The organism is Planktothrix tepida PCC 9214, assembly GCF_900009145.1.
Classification (GTDB): Bacteria; Cyanobacteriota; Cyanobacteriia; order Cyanobacteriales; family Microcoleaceae; genus Planktothrix; species Planktothrix tepida.
Genome location: NZ_LN889812.1, coordinates 174,761 through 192,307, shown reverse-complemented (window position 1 = coordinate 192,307; position 17,547 = coordinate 174,761). Strand labels below are relative to the sequence as shown.

The 17,547-nt window shown below is 41.8% G+C and carries 15 protein-coding genes; 10 read left to right on the top strand and 5 right to left on the bottom strand.

Annotation, left to right across the window (positions count from 1 at the left end):
• The first annotated feature begins 124 nt into the window (after positions 1-124).
• A complete protein-coding gene (locus PL9214_RS20730) occupies positions 125-3,274 on the top strand; it encodes a type I restriction endonuclease subunit R (RefSeq protein WP_072720653.1) in 3,150 nt (1,049 codons plus the stop codon).
• A 189-nt stretch (positions 3,275-3,463) separates the two neighbouring features.
• Here PL9214_RS20730 and PL9214_RS20725 read toward each other — a convergent pair whose 3' ends face one another.
• Positions 3,464-3,970, bottom strand: coding sequence for a MogA/MoaB family molybdenum cofactor biosynthesis protein (locus tag PL9214_RS20725; protein ID WP_072720652.1), 507 nt, complete (start codon positions 3,968-3,970; stop codon positions 3,464-3,466).
• Between the two features lie 89 nt (positions 3,971-4,059).
• Positions 4,060-4,398: a photosystem II reaction center protein Psb28 gene (gene psb28, locus PL9214_RS20720; protein WP_072720651.1), complete on the bottom strand. Its 339-nt coding sequence runs from the start codon at positions 4,396-4,398 to the stop codon at positions 4,060-4,062.
• Between the two features lie 185 nt (positions 4,399-4,583).
• Between psb28 and PL9214_RS20715 the strand changes: the two genes are divergently transcribed.
• The 8 genes from PL9214_RS20715 to PL9214_RS20680 all read left to right on the top strand — a co-directional run bounded on the left by PL9214_RS20715 (position 4,584) and on the right by PL9214_RS20680 (position 13,921).
• Positions 4,584-5,393 carry a tetratricopeptide repeat protein gene (locus PL9214_RS20715; RefSeq protein ID WP_072720650.1) on the top strand — a complete coding sequence of 270 codons (810 nt, stop codon included), beginning with the start codon at positions 4,584-4,586 and terminating at the stop codon, positions 5,391-5,393.
• A 359-nt stretch (positions 5,394-5,752) separates the two neighbouring features.
• Positions 5,753-7,156, top strand: coding sequence for a sugar porter family MFS transporter (locus PL9214_RS20710; RefSeq protein WP_072720649.1), 1,404 nt, complete (start codon positions 5,753-5,755; stop codon positions 7,154-7,156).
• A gap of 205 nt (positions 7,157-7,361) precedes the next feature.
• Positions 7,362-8,444, top strand: coding sequence for a photosystem II q(b) protein (psbA, locus tag PL9214_RS20705; protein ID WP_072720648.1), 1,083 nt, complete (start codon positions 7,362-7,364; stop codon positions 8,442-8,444).
• A gap of 336 nt (positions 8,445-8,780) precedes the next feature.
• Complete coding sequence (locus tag PL9214_RS20700; RefSeq protein ID WP_072720647.1) at positions 8,781-9,527, top strand: DUF502 domain-containing protein; 747 nt, start codon at positions 8,781-8,783, stop codon at positions 9,525-9,527.
• A gap of 212 nt (positions 9,528-9,739) precedes the next feature.
• Entirely contained in the window at positions 9,740-10,381 is a 642-nt protein-coding gene (gene nusB / locus PL9214_RS20695; protein ID WP_072720646.1) for a transcription antitermination factor NusB, read from the top strand.
• Between the two features lie 129 nt (positions 10,382-10,510).
• Positions 10,511-12,088, top strand: a complete 1,578-nt coding sequence (gene ftsY, locus PL9214_RS20690) for a signal recognition particle-docking protein FtsY (RefSeq protein WP_072720645.1) — start codon at positions 10,511-10,513, stop codon at positions 12,086-12,088.
• 173 nt (positions 12,089-12,261) lie between these two features.
• Positions 12,262-13,734, top strand: coding sequence for a GAF domain-containing SpoIIE family protein phosphatase (locus PL9214_RS20685; protein WP_072721160.1), 1,473 nt, complete (start codon positions 12,262-12,264; stop codon positions 13,732-13,734).
• Positions 13,703-13,921 carry a hypothetical protein gene (locus PL9214_RS20680; protein ID WP_083580112.1) on the top strand — a complete coding sequence of 73 codons (219 nt, stop codon included), beginning with the start codon at positions 13,703-13,705 and terminating at the stop codon, positions 13,919-13,921. The genes PL9214_RS20685 and PL9214_RS20680 overlap by 32 nt, the downstream gene beginning before the upstream one ends.
• Positions 13,922-14,039: 118 nt before the next feature.
• Here PL9214_RS20680 and PL9214_RS20675 read toward each other — a convergent pair whose 3' ends face one another.
• Positions 14,040-14,549: a hypothetical protein gene (locus PL9214_RS20675; RefSeq protein ID WP_072720644.1), complete on the bottom strand. Its 510-nt coding sequence runs from the start codon at positions 14,547-14,549 to the stop codon at positions 14,040-14,042.
• A gap of 293 nt (positions 14,550-14,842) precedes the next feature.
• Positions 14,843-16,393, bottom strand: a complete 1,551-nt coding sequence (locus tag PL9214_RS20670) for a tetratricopeptide repeat protein (RefSeq protein WP_072720643.1) — start codon at positions 16,391-16,393, stop codon at positions 14,843-14,845.
• A gap of 239 nt (positions 16,394-16,632) precedes the next feature.
• Between PL9214_RS20670 and PL9214_RS20665 the strand changes: the two genes are divergently transcribed.
• Positions 16,633-16,992 carry a hypothetical protein gene (locus PL9214_RS20665; RefSeq protein ID WP_083580111.1) on the top strand — a complete coding sequence of 120 codons (360 nt, stop codon included), beginning with the start codon at positions 16,633-16,635 and terminating at the stop codon, positions 16,990-16,992.
• Between the two features lie 66 nt (positions 16,993-17,058).
• Here PL9214_RS20665 and PL9214_RS20660 read toward each other — a convergent pair whose 3' ends face one another.
• Complete coding sequence (locus tag PL9214_RS20660) at positions 17,059-17,337, bottom strand: YggT family protein (RefSeq protein ID WP_072720642.1); 279 nt, start codon at positions 17,335-17,337, stop codon at positions 17,059-17,061.
• Positions 17,338-17,547: the final 210 nt, after the last annotated feature.

The following is a 17,547-nucleotide window of genomic DNA, read 5'->3' as shown; positions in this document are numbered from 1 at the left end:
TTAGCCCGAACTTGAGTTCAGGGCTAACGTGGGTTAAGTTGACGGACTTTGGACACCACCCTTACCCTAAAATATTACAATTTCCCCCTCGAACACGCAGATTGCTATAACCCCTAAAATTCCCATGCTTAACCCAGACTCAGAAACCGCCCTAGAACTCGAAACCATTAAACTTTTTGAACAACTCGGCTATACCACCGCCAATTGCTACCATGAAAAAATCGGCAATAACAGCACATTAGGACGAGAAACCAAAACCGAAGTTGTGCTAATTTCCAAACTCCGCCCCGCCTTAGAAAAACTCAACCCAACCCTATCAACCGAAGTTATTAACCTCGCCATAGAAGAACTCATTCGTGATAGAAACGCCTTAAGCCTTGCTAACGCTAACCGCGAAATTTATAAACTCCTCAAAGATGGCGTAAACGTCACCTACCGCAACACCGACAACGAAGAAATTACCGAAAACGTCCAAATTATTAACTGGAAAACCCCAACGGAAAACAACTTTTTCCTCGCCTCTGAATTCTGGGTATCGGGGGAAATGTACACTCGCCGCGCTGATTTAATTGGTTTTATAAACGGAATTCCCCTATTATTTATTGAATTAAAAGCCCATTATAAACGCTTAGATTTAGCTTATCAGAATAACTTATGCGATTATAGAAACACCATTCCTCAACTGTTCTGGTATAACGGAATTGTTATCCTTTCCAATGGGTCAGAAAGCCGTATTGGTAGCGTTACCGCCCATTGGGAACACTTCGCCGAATGGAAAAAAATCAACTCAGAAGGGGAAGAAGGGATAATTTCTCTTGATACTATGATTCGGGGAACCTGTGAGAAACCTAAATTATTAGATATTATCGAAAACTTTACCTTATTTAGTGAAGAAAAAGGGCAAATTGTTAAACTTGTCGCCAAAAATCATCAATATCTCGGTGTTAATAATGCCATAGAAGCCGTTAAACAAATTCGTGAAAATCAAGGACGTTTAGGGGTATTTTGGCATACCCAAGGAAGCGGAAAAAGCTTCTCCATGCAATTTTTCTCCCAAAAAGTTCATCGCCAAATTACGGGTAATTGGACGTTTGTTGTGATCACTGATAGAGATGATTTAGACAACCAAATTTATAAAAATTTCGCCAAAACAGGCGCAGTTACCGAACCCGAAAAAGAAGTCAGGGCGAAAAGTGCGGAACATTTAAAACAACTGTTACAAGAAGATCACCGTTATATTTTTACATTAATTCAGAAATTCCGCACCGCTAAAGGCGAAAACTATCCACAACTTTCCGACCGAGAAGATGTGATTGTTATCGCTGATGAAGCTCACCGCAGCCAATATGATACCTTTGCAAAAAATATGAGAAAAGCCTTACCCAACGCTGGATTTATTGGCTTTACAGGTACACCCTTAATGATTGGAGAAGAAACCACTAAACGAGAGTTTGGCGATTATATTAGTGTTTATAATTTTAAACAATCCATTGAAGATAACGCCACTGTTCCGCTATTTTATGAAAACCGCATCCCACAATTAGAACTAACGAATACAGACCTGAATGAAAATATTGCCTACGCGATAGAATCTGCTAATTTAGAGGAAGAAGCAGAAACTAAATTAGAACGGGAATTTTCGCGGGAATATCATTTAATTACCCGTGATGAACGGTTAGAAACAATTGCCCAAGATATTGTTACTCATTTTTTAGGACGGGGACACCAAGGAAAAGCAATGGTGATTTCCATTGATCGCTTTACAGCCGTTAAAATGTACAACAAAGTACAGGCATATTGGCAACAACATTTAACCACCTTGCAAATTCAATTAGACACCGCAGAAGCCCCAAAACGAGAAGGTCTGGAAGCAAGGATTAATTATATGCAAAATACCGATATGGCGGTGATCATTTCTCAATCTCAAAATGAAGTAGAAGCGTTTCAGAAGAAAAATTTAGATATTCAACCCCACCGGAAACGGTTAGTGAATGAAGCGTTAGACGAAAAATTCAAAGATCCAGATCATCCCCTGCGAATTGTGTTTGTTTGTGCGATGTGGATTACCGGATTTGATGTTCCCAGTTGTTCAACCATTTACCTCGATAAACCCATGTTGAACCATACCCTTATGCAAACCATCGCCAGGGCAAATCGGGTATTTAAAGATAAAGTTAATGGGTTAATTGTTGATTATATTGGCGTGTTTCGTAACTTGCAAAAAGCCCTAGCCATTTATGGTTCAGCTTCTGGCGGAGGAGTCCAAGACGGAGACACCCCAGTACAAGCAAAAACGGCATTAATAGAAGAGTTGCGAAAGGCAATATTAGAAGCGACTAATTTTTGTACAGAACGAGAAATTAATTTAGAAAAACTGCAATCTGCACCAGTATTTGAACGCATTAAATTAATCTGTGATGCAGGAGAAGCTATTCTAATTAATGAGGAATCCAAACAGCGTTATTTTGCCCTCGTTAGAAATGTAATTAAACTATATAAAGCAATTCTACCTGATCCCATTGCTGATGATTTTACCTCAATGCAGTATCTATTAATCATGATTAGGGAGTGTATTCTTTCTCAAACACCAAAAGTAGACATTTCAGACGTCAAAGCAACCGTTGAGGAAATTTTAGATCAATCCATTGGAACTTTAAAATATGTGATTTCTGAATCAGAACAAATCATCGATTTAAGTCAAATTGATTTTGAAGCATTGAAGGCTAAATTTGCCACAGGTTATCAACGCACGGAAGCCGAAAAACTTAAAGGACAAATTAGCATCAAGCTAACCCAGATGGTTAATCTTAATAAAAGCCGGATGAATTATTTAAACAAGTTTCAGCAAATGATTGATGACTATAATGCAGGCTGTCGCAATATCGAAACGTTCTTTCAAGATTTAGTAGAATTTGCCCAAGAATTAAATATTGAAGATCAACGGGCGATTTCGGAAAATCTGGAAGAGGAAGAATTAGCAATTTTGGATTTACTAACCAAACCCGATATTGATTTAACGGAAAAGGAAAAGCAAGACGTTAAGAAGGTCGCCCAACAGTTATTAGAAACCCTCAAACGGGAAAAATTGGTGTTGGACTGGCGCAAGCGACAGCGAACCCGTGCGGCGGTACAACTAACAGTTGAGGAGATTTTAGATCGCTTACCCCAGCGTTACTCAACGGAATTATATCAGCAGAAATGTCAAGAGGTATATCAGCACGTTTACGATTCTTATTTTGGTCAGGGAAAAAGTATTTATACCCGTGTTGCTTGAGAAGGTAATCTTATATGAAATCCTTAAATGTTTGTTACGCATCCGTATTGTGTAGAGACGCGCCAATAGCCTTCGGCATAGCTTCGCCCAGGCGCGTCTCTATGTGGGGTTTAGGGTTATAATCTGTAGCGTCGATTGAAGGATTTCATATTAAATTTAAGAAAAAGATAGACTTCAGAAACAAAATTTCTATTGATTTAATACTTTAACTAAATGAGCTAATTCGGGTATAATTAATTGTTCCATTGCTAACTTCACTGCATTAGAAGACCCTGGAACTGAAAAAATTAATTTTCCTTGACAAACGCCAGCAACAGCACGAGAAGCCATCGCCCTTGAGCCTATTTCAGCATAACTCAAGGTTCTAAAAATTTCCCCAAAACCAGGTAAGGTTTTTTCTAATAATGTCTCAATCGCATCATAGGTGGTATCTCGCGGTGAAATTCCCGTACCCCCATTGAAAATACAAGCATCCAGTTCAGGAATTTGGCACAAGGTTTTCAATAATTCTGTGATTTCCGTCGGTTCATCTTTAACAATTTGATAATGCCGAATAGGATAACCTGCATTCTGTAAAAACTGCTGAATTAATTGGCCGCTTTTATCCGTTTCTGGAGTGCGAGTATCACTGACTGTAATTACAGCACAATTAACCTGGATTTCTGAACTATCTGGATGAGGAATGGTTGAATTCATAAACTGTAGATCCAGAACAACAACGATGAGAAGTTAGAAGCCAAACTTTCTCTATTTCTTATAGAATTTAACTTCTAACTCCTGAGAAATTAGGATTTACTAAATTCTAACCCATTCGCTTCTGCATAACGTTTCATAAACAACATAAAACGTTCCCATTCTTCGGGAGATTTCATTAAATGGATCGCTTCAATTTCCGTAGGTTTTCCATTAATAAACTTAGCTTTAACCTCACGGGTTATGATTTCCCCATCATCATCAATCATATACATTCCCGTGATTTCTTCCGTAGAATCATCCGCTAATGCTTTAGGATTGAGGAAATAAAATGTTGCTGTTCCTTGACTCCCATCTCGTGAACGAGTTAGGCGCACATCAGGAATTGCATCTTCATCAATACCTCTTGAAAACTGAATTTTAGCGACCATATTGTCTTGTTAAACCTTTATTCATTTAAGAGTTAACATCTTATTGTCTCACGAGATGGCACTGAAAAGGATAAAATTCCCCATAGGGTGTGTAAATACAGTCCACGGACTACCCCATCCTTCAGCAAGGATTTTACCCCCCCTTTGAGTACAATGGTGTTATTTCAGCTTGCTTATTTCAGTTCATGCCTAAAATTCGCCAATTTTGCCTGAGTTTAACTCTATTATTGAGTATCCTCGTCCTGACTTGGGGAAATGTCGCCCCTCTGTGGGCCGAAAATCTACCCCTGTCTTCCACTTTGGATGGGATGCTTCAGCAAGCGTTTACAGCCACTCAAACCGGTGAATTTGCTCAAGCAGAAACCTACTGGACAGAAATTATTAATCAATATCCCCAAAATCCGGCGATGTGGAGTAACCGAGGCAATGTTAGAGTCAGTCAAAATAAACTTCATGAAGCGATTTCTGATTATAATCAATCCCTAGAATTAGCACCTGATTTTCCTGATTCCTATTTAAACCGAGGAGTCGCCTATGAAGGATTAGGAGAATGGGAAAAAGCGATTGCAGACTATAATAAAGTCTTAGAAATAAACCCCAATGATGCGATCGCCTATAATAATCGAGGGAATGCTGAAGCAGGATTAGGAAAATGGGAAGAAGCGCTTTTAGATTATCAAACCGCCAGTGATTTAGATAAAAACTATTCCTTTGCCCGTGCCAATTATGCCTTAACATTATATCAAGTCGGACAACCAGAAGCAGCGATTAAAATCATGAAAAATTTAGTGCGGAAATATCCCAATTTTGCCGATATGCGAGCCGCATTAACCGCCTGTTTATGGGATATGGGAAAACCCGGAGAAGCGGAAAGTAATTGGGTAGCTGTAGTTGGACTTGATCCCCGATATAAAAATATTGATTGGGTGAAAACCGTTAGACGATGGCCCCCAAAAGTCGTTCTTGCCTTAAATCATTTTCTGAATTTAAAATAACCCTTTCATTTAAGATAAATTCACAATAAAAATGCACTCTTCCAGCCATGAGAGCGCATTTCCAGAGCAGATAGTATGATAGACCAATCATTTCTTTTATAAGGTAAACTATCATCGTTGAGCCTTTCCTCTCTCAATAGCATGACTTCCATCTCATCCTAATCCTATTGTTGGGCGCAGACAAAAGCATTGTTAATAATATTTTCTCGAAGTTGGGTATCACTGAGAATTGCTAATATTTCTTCACCAAAAGAAAAAGATAGGTTTCAGAAAGATAAGTCTAAAGATTGATGTGCGTCTACCTGTGGAACTGAAACAATATTTCTATAGCCACAAATTAATGAACCTTAACAAAAAAAATGACGGTTCACCATCCTCCTGCTTTAAATCAACCCAGTGCTTATTATGTGCTGATGCTGGCAATTGTGGCAGCCCTTGGCGGTTTCTTATTTGGTTTTGATACCGCCGTCATTAATGGTGCTGTCGGAGCATTAGGGAAAGAGTTTCAAGCCAATAGTTCACAAATCGGATTGGCAGTCTCTTCTGCTTTATTGGGGTCAGCCGTCGGAGCCTTCTTTGCGGGCCAGATCGCTGATCGCTACGGACGAATTAAAGTCATGATCTCGGCTGCTGGACTGTTCTTAATGAGTGCGGTGGGCTCTGGTATTGCATTCACCATTTGGGATTTCATGGTTTGGCGATTAGTGGGCGGGTTAGCCGTTGGGGCGGCGAGTGTAATTGCTCCAGCTTATATTGCAGAAGTCTCACCAGCCCATCTGCGGGGTCGCCTCGGTTCTCTCCAACAACTTGCGATTGTGATCGGTATTTTTGCCGCGTTACTTTGTGACTATTTTATTGCGTTAGGGGCTGGAAGTGCCGAAGCCCCGTTTTGGTTTAATATTCCGGCTTGGCGTTGGATGTTTTGGACAGAGATCCCTCCGGCTATCCTCTACGGAATTGGATCATTGAAAATTCCTGAATCTCCCCGTTATTTAGTCGCTCAAGGTCGAGAAGCAGAAGCTGAGGTGATCTTAGCGCGAGTGGTTGGGGGAGATACTCAAACTAAAGTGATGGAAATCCGGGCTTCGGTGGTGCGAGAAACCAAGCCTCGATTGTCAGATTTGCTGGGTCGTCACGGACTATTACCTGTGGTATGGATCGGAACAGGGTTATCGGTGCTGCAACAGTTAGTGGGAATTAACGTAATTTTCTATTACAGCAGTGTGTTGTGGCAAGCTGTGGGCTTTTCTGAACAGGATTCTTTGTGGATTACGGTAATTACCAGTGTGACCAATATTATTACTACCCTCGTTGCTATTTCTGTGGTGGATAAGTTTGGCCGCAAACCGTTATTGATTCTGGGTTCGATTGGCATGACCATCACGTTAGGAACTCTGGCGACTGTGTTTGGAAGTGCGCCCCTAGATGCGGCTGGAAATCCCAATTTAACCGGAAACGCTGGACTCATTGCCCTATTCGCTGCGAATATCTACGTTTTTTGTTTCGGCTTTTCTTGGGGGCCGGTGGTGTGGGTGATGTTAGGAGAAATGTTTAATAATCGGATTCGCGGTGCCGCTCTTTCCGTGGCAGCTACAGCCCAATGGATCGCTAATTTCGTTGTCTCCACAACGTTTCCGCCCCTCAAGGATGTGGGGTTAGGGTTTGCTTACGGTTTATATGCAACGGCGGCGGCGATTTCTCTATTTTTTGTTCTCCTACTCATCAAGGAAACACGAGGTAAGGAACTGGAAGAAATGGTATAGCGTGGAACAGGCATCTTGCCTGTTAAGTAGGGTGTCGGGTGTGCAATCATATTACTTTTTTTAATATAAAAAACTTCAATACAAGGAAATATTAATATAAACGGCTCGACAAATCTTTAACAGTAGGTTATTATAACTATATGGTTATAAAACCAAATAACGAGACACCGAACCTCGAAAAATACATACGCAATACATAACTCCAATGACAACAACCATTCAACAGCAGTTAAGAGGAAACCCATGGGAGCGGTTGTGCAACTGGATCACCAGCACCGAAAACCGCCTCTATGTGGGTTGGTTTGGGATTCTGATGATTCCAACTCTGCTTGCTGCTACCATCTGTTTCGTTCTGGCTTTCGTTGCTGCACCCCCCGTTGATATCGACGGCATCCGCGAACCCGTGTCCGGTTCACTGCTCTACGGAAATAACATCATCTCGGCTGCGGTGGTACCGAGTTCCAATGCAATTGGTTTGCACTTTTATCCCATCTGGGAAGCCGCTAACGTCGATGAATGGCTTTATAACGGTGGCCCTTACCAATTGATTGTCTTTCACTTCCTGATCGGCATCTTTTGTTACATGGGTCGAGAGTGGGAACTCTCCTATCGCTTAGGAATGAGACCTTGGATCGCCGTTGCCTATAGTGCTCCTGTGGCGGCTGCAACTGCGGTGTTGCTGATTTATTCCATCGGTCAAGGTTCTTTCTCCGATGGTTTACCCCTGGGAATTTCCGGCACATTCAACTTTATGCTCGTTCTGCAAGCCGAACATAACGTTTTAATGCACCCCTTACATATGTTGGGTGTAATGGGAATTTTTGGTGGTGCTTTATTCTGTGCAATGCACGGATCGTTAGTGACTTCTTCTTTAGTTCGTGAAACCACCGAAAACGAATCTTTAAACTGTGGTTACAAATTCGGTCAAGAAGGAGAAACCTACAATATTGTTGCAGCCCACGGTTACTTTGGACGTTTAATCTTCCAATATGCCAGTTTCAACAACAGCCGCAGCTTACACTTCTTCTTAGGCGCTTGGCCTGTCGTTGGCATCTGGTGTGCGTCTCTGGCGGTGGCTTGCTTCGCGTTTAATCTGAATGGTTTTAACTTTAACCAGTCCTTACTGGATTCAGAAGGTCGCGTGATCAATACCTGGGCGGATGTGATCAACCGTGCCAACTTAGGGATTGAAGCCATGCACGAACGCAACGTCCATAACTTCCCCTTAGATTTAGCATCCGGTGCATTGACTCCTGTGGCTTTAGTTGCCCCTTCTATCAACGGTTAATTTTTAACCCACGCTAACAAAAGACGCTCTCCGAAAGGAGGGCGTTTTTTTGTGGTTAAATTTGGGTGTCGGTTGTCGGGAAGAACAAAAGGTGAGGAGGACTTTTGAAACCAGAAAGCCGCAGAAGTTGACGAGAAAACCGACTTTTGTTTCAGAATATACAAAAGCTGACATAATAAATAAATTATCTCTCAACCCTTTTAAATCGATTTGAACCCATTTTGTGGTACAGACCGAGTTGAGGAGCCTGGGTACAATGCTTGTACTTGCAATGATTCTTTACAATCGTTAACAATAAGTATCAGCCCCTTAGATAAACAGGAGAGTGGACGCTCTGTGTTCCAACGCTTGAAGCAGGACTTAAAAAATGACTTGATTGCAGGTCTGTTGGTCGTGATTCCTTTGGCAACCACGATTTGGTTGACCATCACCATCTCCAGTTCTGTGATTGAGTTTCTGACCCGCATTCCTAAGCAAATTAATCCCTTTGATGGTTTGCATCCGATTTTAGTCAACCTGCTTAATGTTTTGGTCGGGTTGGCAGTACCCCTGTTAGGGATATTATTTATCGGTTTAATGGCTCGCAATATTGCTGGACAGTGGCTTTTGGCTGTGAGCGAAAAAATCTTACAAGCCATTCCCTTAGCGGGTTCGGTTTACAAAACTCTCAAACAACTTTTAGAAACCCTTTTACGAGATTCTAATGATAAATTTCGTCGTGTGGTTTTAGTTGAATATCCCCGTCGAGGAGTTTGGTCACTGGCTTTTGTAACGGGTTCGGTCAACCGCGATATCCAGTCAGAATTGTCTGAGGAAATGGTGAGTGTGTTTATTCCCACTACCCCGAACCCCACCAGTGGATGGTATGCTATTGTTCCAGAACATGAGGTACTCAACCTCACTCTTTCAGTAGAAGATGCGTTTAAAATTATCGTATCTGGTGGGATTGTTAATTCAACATCCTCATCGGTAAAAGCTCTTCCTCCTAAACCCAATCCTAAATTAGAACCCCTTCTTCCCAGCGAAAATAGATTGCAATCTATTGTCCTAGAAGATGAGGGCGTTGGGATTAGTGAAAATTAACGGATTAGAGTTTAGATTCATTAAACGTTCAAGGGTTGGGGAAAATTCCCTAATAATAACCCCTTATTTTTTTGACTAGACTAAAGTGGTGATTCCAATTTCAAGTTTTTACACTCATTAAAGTGTGAAAAATTCTAAATTTTTCCTGAATTTTCAGGGATTCTTCTTTAATGTTGTGGTTCCCTATTCCTTATTCTTAAATTCTTAAACTTATGCAAGCTCGTCGTACTGCTCGTGAACTCGCTTTACTGGGAATTAGTCAACTCCCAGCAACTTCAGAGCGCCTAGAACCTCAAGAATTACATGATGTTTTAATTGCTGCTGTCAGAACCTTGACTGCTGAAGGTCAAGAATCTTTAGAAACGGCTGTTTCTGAGTTACAACGCAGTAGCGATCGCCTTTTAGGAAGCCAAATTCGGGCGAATGATTTAGACATTGCACGAGCGATGGTACATGAAGCCATTGAATTAGTTCAAGGCGCGATTAATCGCTTAAGTACCGCCCTGGAATTACCGGAATTAGTTCAACTGGCAAATCAACAAGAAGTCCGGGATTATGCCCTTGATATTTTAATTCAAGTCAATAGCCATAAAGCTGAAATTGATCAGTTGTTAACCGATGCTATGGTAGATTGGCAACTGAATCGACTCGCCCGTATTGATCGAGATATTTTACGAATTGCCGTTGCCGAATTAATGTATTTAAACTTAAAAGAACAAGTGGCAATTAATGAAGCGATTGAACTGGCAAAACGCTACAGCGATGAAGAAAGTTATCGCTTTATTAATGGTGTTCTACGTCGATTTGTCGATAAATTAAAAACGACTGTTCCAGAATTAACAGTTGAGAGTTAACCGTCAACAGCTATCATAATTTCAGGGGGATTTCTCAAAACCCAAACTGTTCCCTCTTATCCTGATAACTGATAACTGATAACTGATAACTGATAACTGATTCCAGCCAACAAATATTAAATAAATCCTATGGTATTTAATTGGTTTCGTCGTCAATTTAATGAAAAAACGGATCAAACTCAGGAGTCACAACCAGAGGTTAAATCTGAACCTGAAAAGGTAGAGAAACCGACTGAAACAGCCGTAGAGACGAGCGCGTCTCCACCCGCACCTCAAATTGCTGAAGATTATTTACAGTGGGCAAAAGCGGCTTATCAAAATATTCAAAAACAACAGGAACCCGAACCTGAACCCGAACCCGAACCTGAACCTGAACCCGAACCTGAACCTGAACCTGAACCCGAAGCTATCACAGAGCCGGAAGTTGAACCAACGGTTTTAACCCCAGAAATACCAGAGGCGGAAGCGAGTATTGAAACGGTTGTAGAAGTAGCTGAAACGGACGTAAAAGTACCCGAACCCGTTGTCACCCCTCAAACCGATACAACTCAGTCAGAAACCCTAGAAACGTCCGAACCCTTGCCATTTTGGGCAACAGCAGCTACGGAACGTCAAGCCAGGGTGGAACGGTTAAAAGAAACCGCCATTGAGGAAGAAGAACCCGAACCCAGCGAAACGGCATCCTCAAACGCAGGAATGGTGTTTGATGAGATGTTTATGTGGTCGGCCCAGGTCTTAGCGGATCAAGGTCGTCGTCCCGATGAAGTTGCTTTAGAAGAAATTACCTGGTTACAGAAACTCTGGAAAGCGTTAGGACGGACACGACGCAACTTACTCAACCAATTAAAAGCGATTGTTGGTCAAGGCCCCTTAAATCAACAAGCTGTTGATGAAATTGAATCCATGCTATTACAAGCGGATGTGGGTGTAGCCGCAACGGATCGCGTGATTGAAGCGTTACAAAGTAAACTCCGCCAAGAAGCCTTACCCCCAGAACAAGCGATCGCTTATCTCAAACAAATTTTAAGGGGAATTTTAGAAGAACCCTTTGAAAAGGGGTATCCCATTACCTTTGCACCAGAGAAAGATACCTTAAATATTTGGTTAGTCACCGGAGTCAATGGAGCCGGGAAAACCACAACGATTGGCAAAATTGCCCATTTAGCCCAAAAATCCGATTATCGGTGTTTAATTGCTGCTGGAGATACCTTTCGAGCAGCAGCCGTTGATCAGGTGAAAGTTTGGGGCGATCGCAGTGGCGTTGAAGTCGTGGCGAACCCCGGAAAAAATACCGATCCGGCGGCGGTGGTTTATGATGCCATTGAAGCAGCCAGAGCCCGAAATACAGAATTATTAATTATTGATACAGCCGGCCGCTTGCAAAATAAAAAGAATTTAATGGAGGAACTCAATAAAATCCGTCGAGTGATTGATAAACGCGCCCCAGAAGCCAAAATACAATCATTATTAGTTTTAGATTCTACCTTGGGCCAAAATGGGTTACGACAGGCGGAAGTTTTTTCTGAAGTTGCTCAACTCAGTGGGGTGGTCTTGACAAAACTTGATGGAACTGCTAAAGGTGGTGTTGCCCTAGCGATTGTCCAACAACTCGGCTTACCGATTCGATTTATCGGAGTTGGGGAAAGTATCGAAGATTTGCGCCCCTTTTCCAGCTACGAGTTCATTGAAGCCCTCTTAAGTGGGTAGAGATATGAAAGATGTAAAGTGTGAGGGAAGAATGTGCAGAGTGCAAAGAAGCAGTCAGCAGTCAGAAGTCAGAAATTAATTATTTCTCCCCTGCGGTCACTGCTCCCCCTGCTCCCCCTGCTCCCCCTGCTCCCTGCTCCCTGTTCCCTGTTCCCTGTTCCCTCAAACTGAACATGACAGCCTTGCCCCTACCCAGACGCTCCGATCAATTTGCTGACTCGATTTCGGGTTCTGCAACACCAGAGACCACACCAGTTTTCACCCTGAAAGAACTGGTGGCGCGTTTGCATCGAGAACAGCAAAACGTGAACGAGTTGTTAAGTTCCTTGGGGTATGCCCTGCGTAGCTTCAACAACCTGAATCAATTTTTAGAGTTAACTCCCTTAGTAGCCAGTCGGGTAACAGATGCCGATGGGGGAGCATTAGTCCTATTTAAACCCAACGGACAAGTCCGATTTCAACGGCTCCATTGTCAGGAAGGACGCCAGTGTCAAGATATTCGACAAGCAATTGAAACTGTGACCCGACAAATCTCGTTGATGCCAAAAACCAGCCTGGGAGACTTGTCTGAATCGGCTTTACAAACCTATACAGCGAATTTAGATTATCAGGTGAGTCGCTACCTGGGTTCTGATGTGCAGCTATTTGGCACACCAATTTTGGTCAATAATACGGAACGGGGACGGCTATATGTTTTTAGTCATGATGCCAATTACGTTTGGACACCGACCCGTCAAAAATTAATTCGATTAGTCGCGGATCAAACCGCCGTTGCGATCGCTAATGATGAGTTAGCAACATCCCTGCGGGAAAAAGAACGCTTAGATCGAGAGTTAGAAATTGGGGCAGAAATTCAGTTACAATTACTACCTCGAAAATGCCCGACTATCCCCGGTTTAGATATTGCTGCCCAATGTCAAACGGCTAACCGAGTGGGTGGGGATTATTATGATTTTATTCCCTCTAATTTTGACAAACGGGGTGATCATCCCTCTATTCATCAGGATGAACGCTGGAGTATTGTGATTGGGGATGTCATGGGTAAAGGAGTTCCGGCGGGTTTAATTATGACCATGACACGGGGAATGCTGCGGGCTGAAGTTCTAAACCGCCATTCTCCGGCTCAAATTTTGGGGCATTTGAATCAAGTCATGTATGCGGATTTAGAAAACTCTAACCGCTTTGTGACGTTATTCTATTCAGAATATGATCCGGCAACTCGAATGTTGTCCTATAGCAATGCCGCTCACCATCCCCCGTTATTATGGCAAGTAGCAACGAATACTATTCGACGGTTAGATACTCTGGGAATGTTGATTGGTTTAGATGCGGATAGTTGCTATTATGAAGCTCAAATCCAACTTTCTCCTGGGGATACCCTAATTTATTATACGGATGGATTTACCGATGCTATGAATCAACGGGGCGATCGCTTTGATGAGGAAAATCTTAGTAAAGCTTTTCATTGGGCGTGTCAAAATTGTAGAAATCCCCAATTGATTCTGGAATATTTGTTTGAACAAGTTCAACAATTTATTGGTTCAGGAAATCGAAATGGAGATGATATGACCCTTGTGGTGTTGCAAGTTCAACCCAACAACGGAGGTAATCTTGATGATCACGGTTCTGATACTGAATCCTATTGATGGAGTTAATAGTTTTTATCACAGTTTAGACTTGATAACCCAAGCCCCGATTTTAGCTCAACAAGTGGATGTGGATATTGTTGCTGATTTTGTCAGAACTTGGAACCATATCTTGAAAACAGGTCAACTCTGGGCATTTTTTATTGGGGTAGTTGCCGGATGGAGCCTTAAGAGTTTATTACCTTGAATATTAGGGACAAGGAGAAGGAAAGGGGAGCAAGGGGAGAAGAGGAGGGGGAGGGGAAATCATTAGCTTCTGGCTCTGCACTTGGTACTCAATAAAAGGCAATAGTCAATACCCCTGTTCAGGTTTCTTTCTTCGGGCAATAATTCACTAATTCTTTAAATAAAGCTTCATTTTGAGAAGCAGTTTGTTTGGCTTTTTCTCCGACTTCTTGGACGGTTTGTTGCGCTTGTAAGAGTTGTTGTTTTCCCTCTGGGGTAATAGAGGCTTTCTCCGCAGTCGTTAAGGTTTCACCGAGTTGTTTGAGGCTGTTGGATAGGTCTCTAAATTGTTGGGTAGCGTTTTTTTGAATGGTTTGTAAAGGTTTATCTTGAATTTTTAAGGTTTCAATGTCCTGAGAAATTTGATTTAATTGTTGTGAGAGTTTTAGGGTTGTTATTGCATCCCCTTGAGGACTGAGATTAACCACTAAGGTTTGACCTTCACCAATAGCACTAATCAGTTTTGTACATTCGGCAGATTTACTGCTACAACTAATGAGGGAAAAGGCGATCGCAACAACAGCCACGATCCTTATAGGAATGGAAAAAGATAAAGAAGATTGAAAATGCAAGTCCTCAGAAGGTTTCACAAGATTTTAGGATATTCAACCTCAACTATTGTGCAGTGTTCTGGGTAGAAAATCAAGGGTTATTTTTAAGATCTAGTAGGGAACAGGGAATAGGGAATAGGGAATAGGGAATAGGGAATTACGAATTACGAACCGGGAACAGAAGGGAAAAGAAAATAGGGAATAGGGGGTGAGAAAAAGTGATTAGCCATCTGACAATTATTTGTAGCCAATATTTAAGGACTTCATATTACGAATAGAGTGCGTGCGCTGTGGGGAGCGAAGCGAAGGATCACGCACCCTATTGTATTGGGTTAACTTTCATCTTCATCGGGTTGCAGTTCTTTTGCTTTTTCAAAGGCTGCAACGGCTTCTTCAGTTTGCCCTAACTCTTGCAAAGTTAGACCCAGATTATACCAGACATCTGCATCATTAGGTTGCAATTCCAGAGCTTGATTAAAAGAAATTAAGCCTTCTTCTAATCTCCCTAAATTGAGCATAGAAAATCCTCGATTATACAAGGCATTAAAATAGTTGGGTTCTAATTCAATGGCTTGTTGATAACAGTCTAATGCTTCTTCTAATCTCCCTAAATCGGACAACACATTTCCGCGATTATTCCAAACATAGGCATCATTCGGTTCTAACTCCAGAGCCAGTTCATAGGATTGTAAGGCTTCTTCAATTCGGCCTAAAATCTCTAAGATACTTCCGCGATTATTCCAAGCATCAGCATATTCTGGATGCAGTCTAATCGCTTGTTCAAAGGAGTCTAACGCTTCTTCAAGTCGGCCTAAACTTTTGAGAGTATTACCCCGATAAAACCAAACACAAATATGATCGGGTTGGAGTTGAATTGCTGTATTAAAGGATAGTAAAGCAGCTTCAAAATCCCCGGCTGCATCTTGTTTAATGCCTTGTTCAAACCATTCCTCTACCTCAGAGGAAGTTCTCTCAATAATTGGGGTTTCTTCTGGCAGAATTTCCGGTTGATAATTAACAAGATGTTCCTCAATAATTGGGGTTTCTTCTGGCAGAATTTCCGGTTGATAATTAACAGGATGTTCCTCAATAATTGGGATTTCTTCTGGCAGAATTTCCGGTTGATAATCAACAAGAGGTTCCTCAATAATTGGGGTTTCTTCTGGCAGAATTTCCGGTTGATAATTAACAGGATGTTCCTCAATAATTGGGATTTCTTCTGGCAGAATTTCCGGTTGATAATCAACAAGAGGTTCCTCAATAATTGGGGTTTCTTCTGGCAGAATTTCCGGTTGATAATCAACAAGAGGTTCCTCAATAATTGGGGTTTCTTCCTCCGTTGAGACCGTTACTCCATCTTCCAGAAATTCCGCTTCAATAATTGGATACACCCCAACATTCTCTGAAGGTTGTGCAGGAGAGGGAACCGTTACCCCATCACCCGCAAATTCCGCATCAATAATTGGATAAGCTTCTCTGTTATCTAAGATTTCTGACTCTGTTGGTGGAGCTATCTGTTCCAAGATACTTCTCCCAATGCGTGCTGAAATATCTCCTATTTCTCCAATTTCCAAACTCGCTAACAGTAACATTCGTCGTGCGAGTTCTTCATGTTGGCTAGGTGTTTGTAGGAGTCGGTTTCCAAAGCGTTGTAACCAAGCCACTAACTCCCCTTCTTGAACTTTATTCCCAATCAACCAGCCTTTAACTTGTCCCCGACTAGCACCTTGTTGCACTGTGTCCAAGAGTTGCAGAAACAGTGCTTCATATTCCGTATCTGTCCGAGTAGGAATGGCTTCGGAAGTTGGGGATGGAGGAGAGGGCTGTTTCCCAAACAGGCGTTGAATCAGTCGTTTGAAAAATTGAATAATTCGGCGTAACATAAATAGGCTTAGACAATAGAGTTGTTATGAAGATTCAAGGCAAAACCGCCAAGATATCGGACATAATACACCTTTTTGATTCAGCCGTTTAATTCAATCCTTCTATAATAATATTAAAAGCTTACAATCTCACCCTCTGGGGTGAATAGGCCACAATCTCAAAGTTAAGTAAATTCTCGGATGTTCAGGGTCGTTGTGTTGTTATAAACTCAACTATAATTTCTACCGGATTATCACCCATGTTGAAATTTAGAGTATTAATTGGACTAACCTTGCTCCTGAGTTTATTTGCAACTGAAGCGAAAGCCCAGACTCAAAGTGTAAAATTCACTCTCGTTAACGGTACCAGTCGAACTTTAGAATCATTCTATGCTTCGCCTCCAAGTACCAGTGATTGGGAAGAAGATATTTTGGGAGTTGATGTTCTTCCCCCAGGAGAGTCAACGGAAATCACGATTGATGATGGCCGTGAAGATTGCCACTATGATTTCAAAGGGGTATTAGGCCCTAGTGATGATGGCAGTGTCGGACGGGGTGAATTAATTCAATCAGGAGTTAATGTCTGCGACGGTGGGAGTTACACCTATTACGAAAATTAGGACGTTTGCAAAAGGCAAAAGCTAGAAAACAATATGGGTTGAGTTCCCAGCCTTTTACAGGGGTTGTTACAGCATTCGTAATAGTCCCTGTTGACCAAGGAGCATTTCCCGCAGCAGACTGAAAATCCCCACCCAGATAATCGGGGTGATATCTACACCTCCCAAAGGAGGAACGATTTTACGGGTGACGACTAAAAAGGGTTCTGTCGGCCAAACAATCAAGTTGAAAGGAAAACGCTGTTGATTGACTTGGGGATACCACGTTAGGACGATTCTGAAAATAAACAAAAACGTCATTAAACCTAGAATTAAGCCTAAACCCCACATTAAAATGGTTGTATTCATAAGATGAGACAAAATATTTTAAGTTTTGTTACTGCTTCTGAGATTAATTTTAACGGTTTTGGGGTATTTTCTCAGAAACCGGGGAATGGCTGCCCCAGATTTTAACCGAAAACGGGATTAACTCAGAATTATCGCCTTTCTAGGACGATGGAGTGTCAAGTATTGTTAAAATAGTAGACCAAGAAATTATTCTAAGACAAGGATCGCATT

What these genes read in the sequence shown, in the direction of transcription:
- PL9214_RS20715 (WP_072720650.1), top strand. Translation starts at nt 4,584, where the DNA reads ATGCCTAAAATTCGCCAATTTTGCCTGAGTTTAACTCTATTATTGAGT.
- psb28 (WP_072720651.1), bottom strand. Translation starts at nt 4,398, where the DNA reads ATGGTCGCTAAAATTCAGTTTTCAAGAGGTATTGATGAAGATGCAATT.
- PL9214_RS20670 (WP_072720643.1), bottom strand. Translation starts at nt 16,393, where the DNA reads ATGTTACGCCGAATTATTCAATTTTTCAAACGACTGATTCAACGCCTG.
- nusB (WP_072720646.1), top strand. Translation starts at nt 9,740, where the DNA reads ATGCAAGCTCGTCGTACTGCTCGTGAACTCGCTTTACTGGGAATTAGT.
- PL9214_RS20730 (WP_072720653.1), top strand. Translation starts at nt 125, where the DNA reads ATGCTTAACCCAGACTCAGAAACCGCCCTAGAACTCGAAACCATTAAA.
- PL9214_RS20665 (WP_083580111.1), top strand. Translation starts at nt 16,633, where the DNA reads ATGTTGAAATTTAGAGTATTAATTGGACTAACCTTGCTCCTGAGTTTA.
- ftsY (WP_072720645.1), top strand. Translation starts at nt 10,511, where the DNA reads ATGGTATTTAATTGGTTTCGTCGTCAATTTAATGAAAAAACGGATCAA.
- PL9214_RS20660 (WP_072720642.1), bottom strand. Translation starts at nt 17,337, where the DNA reads ATGAATACAACCATTTTAATGTGGGGTTTAGGCTTAATTCTAGGTTTA.
- PL9214_RS20685 (WP_072721160.1), top strand. Translation starts at nt 12,262, where the DNA reads ATGACAGCCTTGCCCCTACCCAGACGCTCCGATCAATTTGCTGACTCG.
- PL9214_RS20725 (WP_072720652.1), bottom strand. Translation starts at nt 3,970, where the DNA reads ATGAATTCAACCATTCCTCATCCAGATAGTTCAGAAATCCAGGTTAAT.
- psbA (WP_072720648.1), top strand. Translation starts at nt 7,362, where the DNA reads ATGACAACAACCATTCAACAGCAGTTAAGAGGAAACCCATGGGAGCGG.
- PL9214_RS20680 (WP_083580112.1), top strand. Translation starts at nt 13,703, where the DNA reads ATGATCACGGTTCTGATACTGAATCCTATTGATGGAGTTAATAGTTTT.
- PL9214_RS20710 (WP_072720649.1), top strand. Translation starts at nt 5,753, where the DNA reads ATGACGGTTCACCATCCTCCTGCTTTAAATCAACCCAGTGCTTATTAT.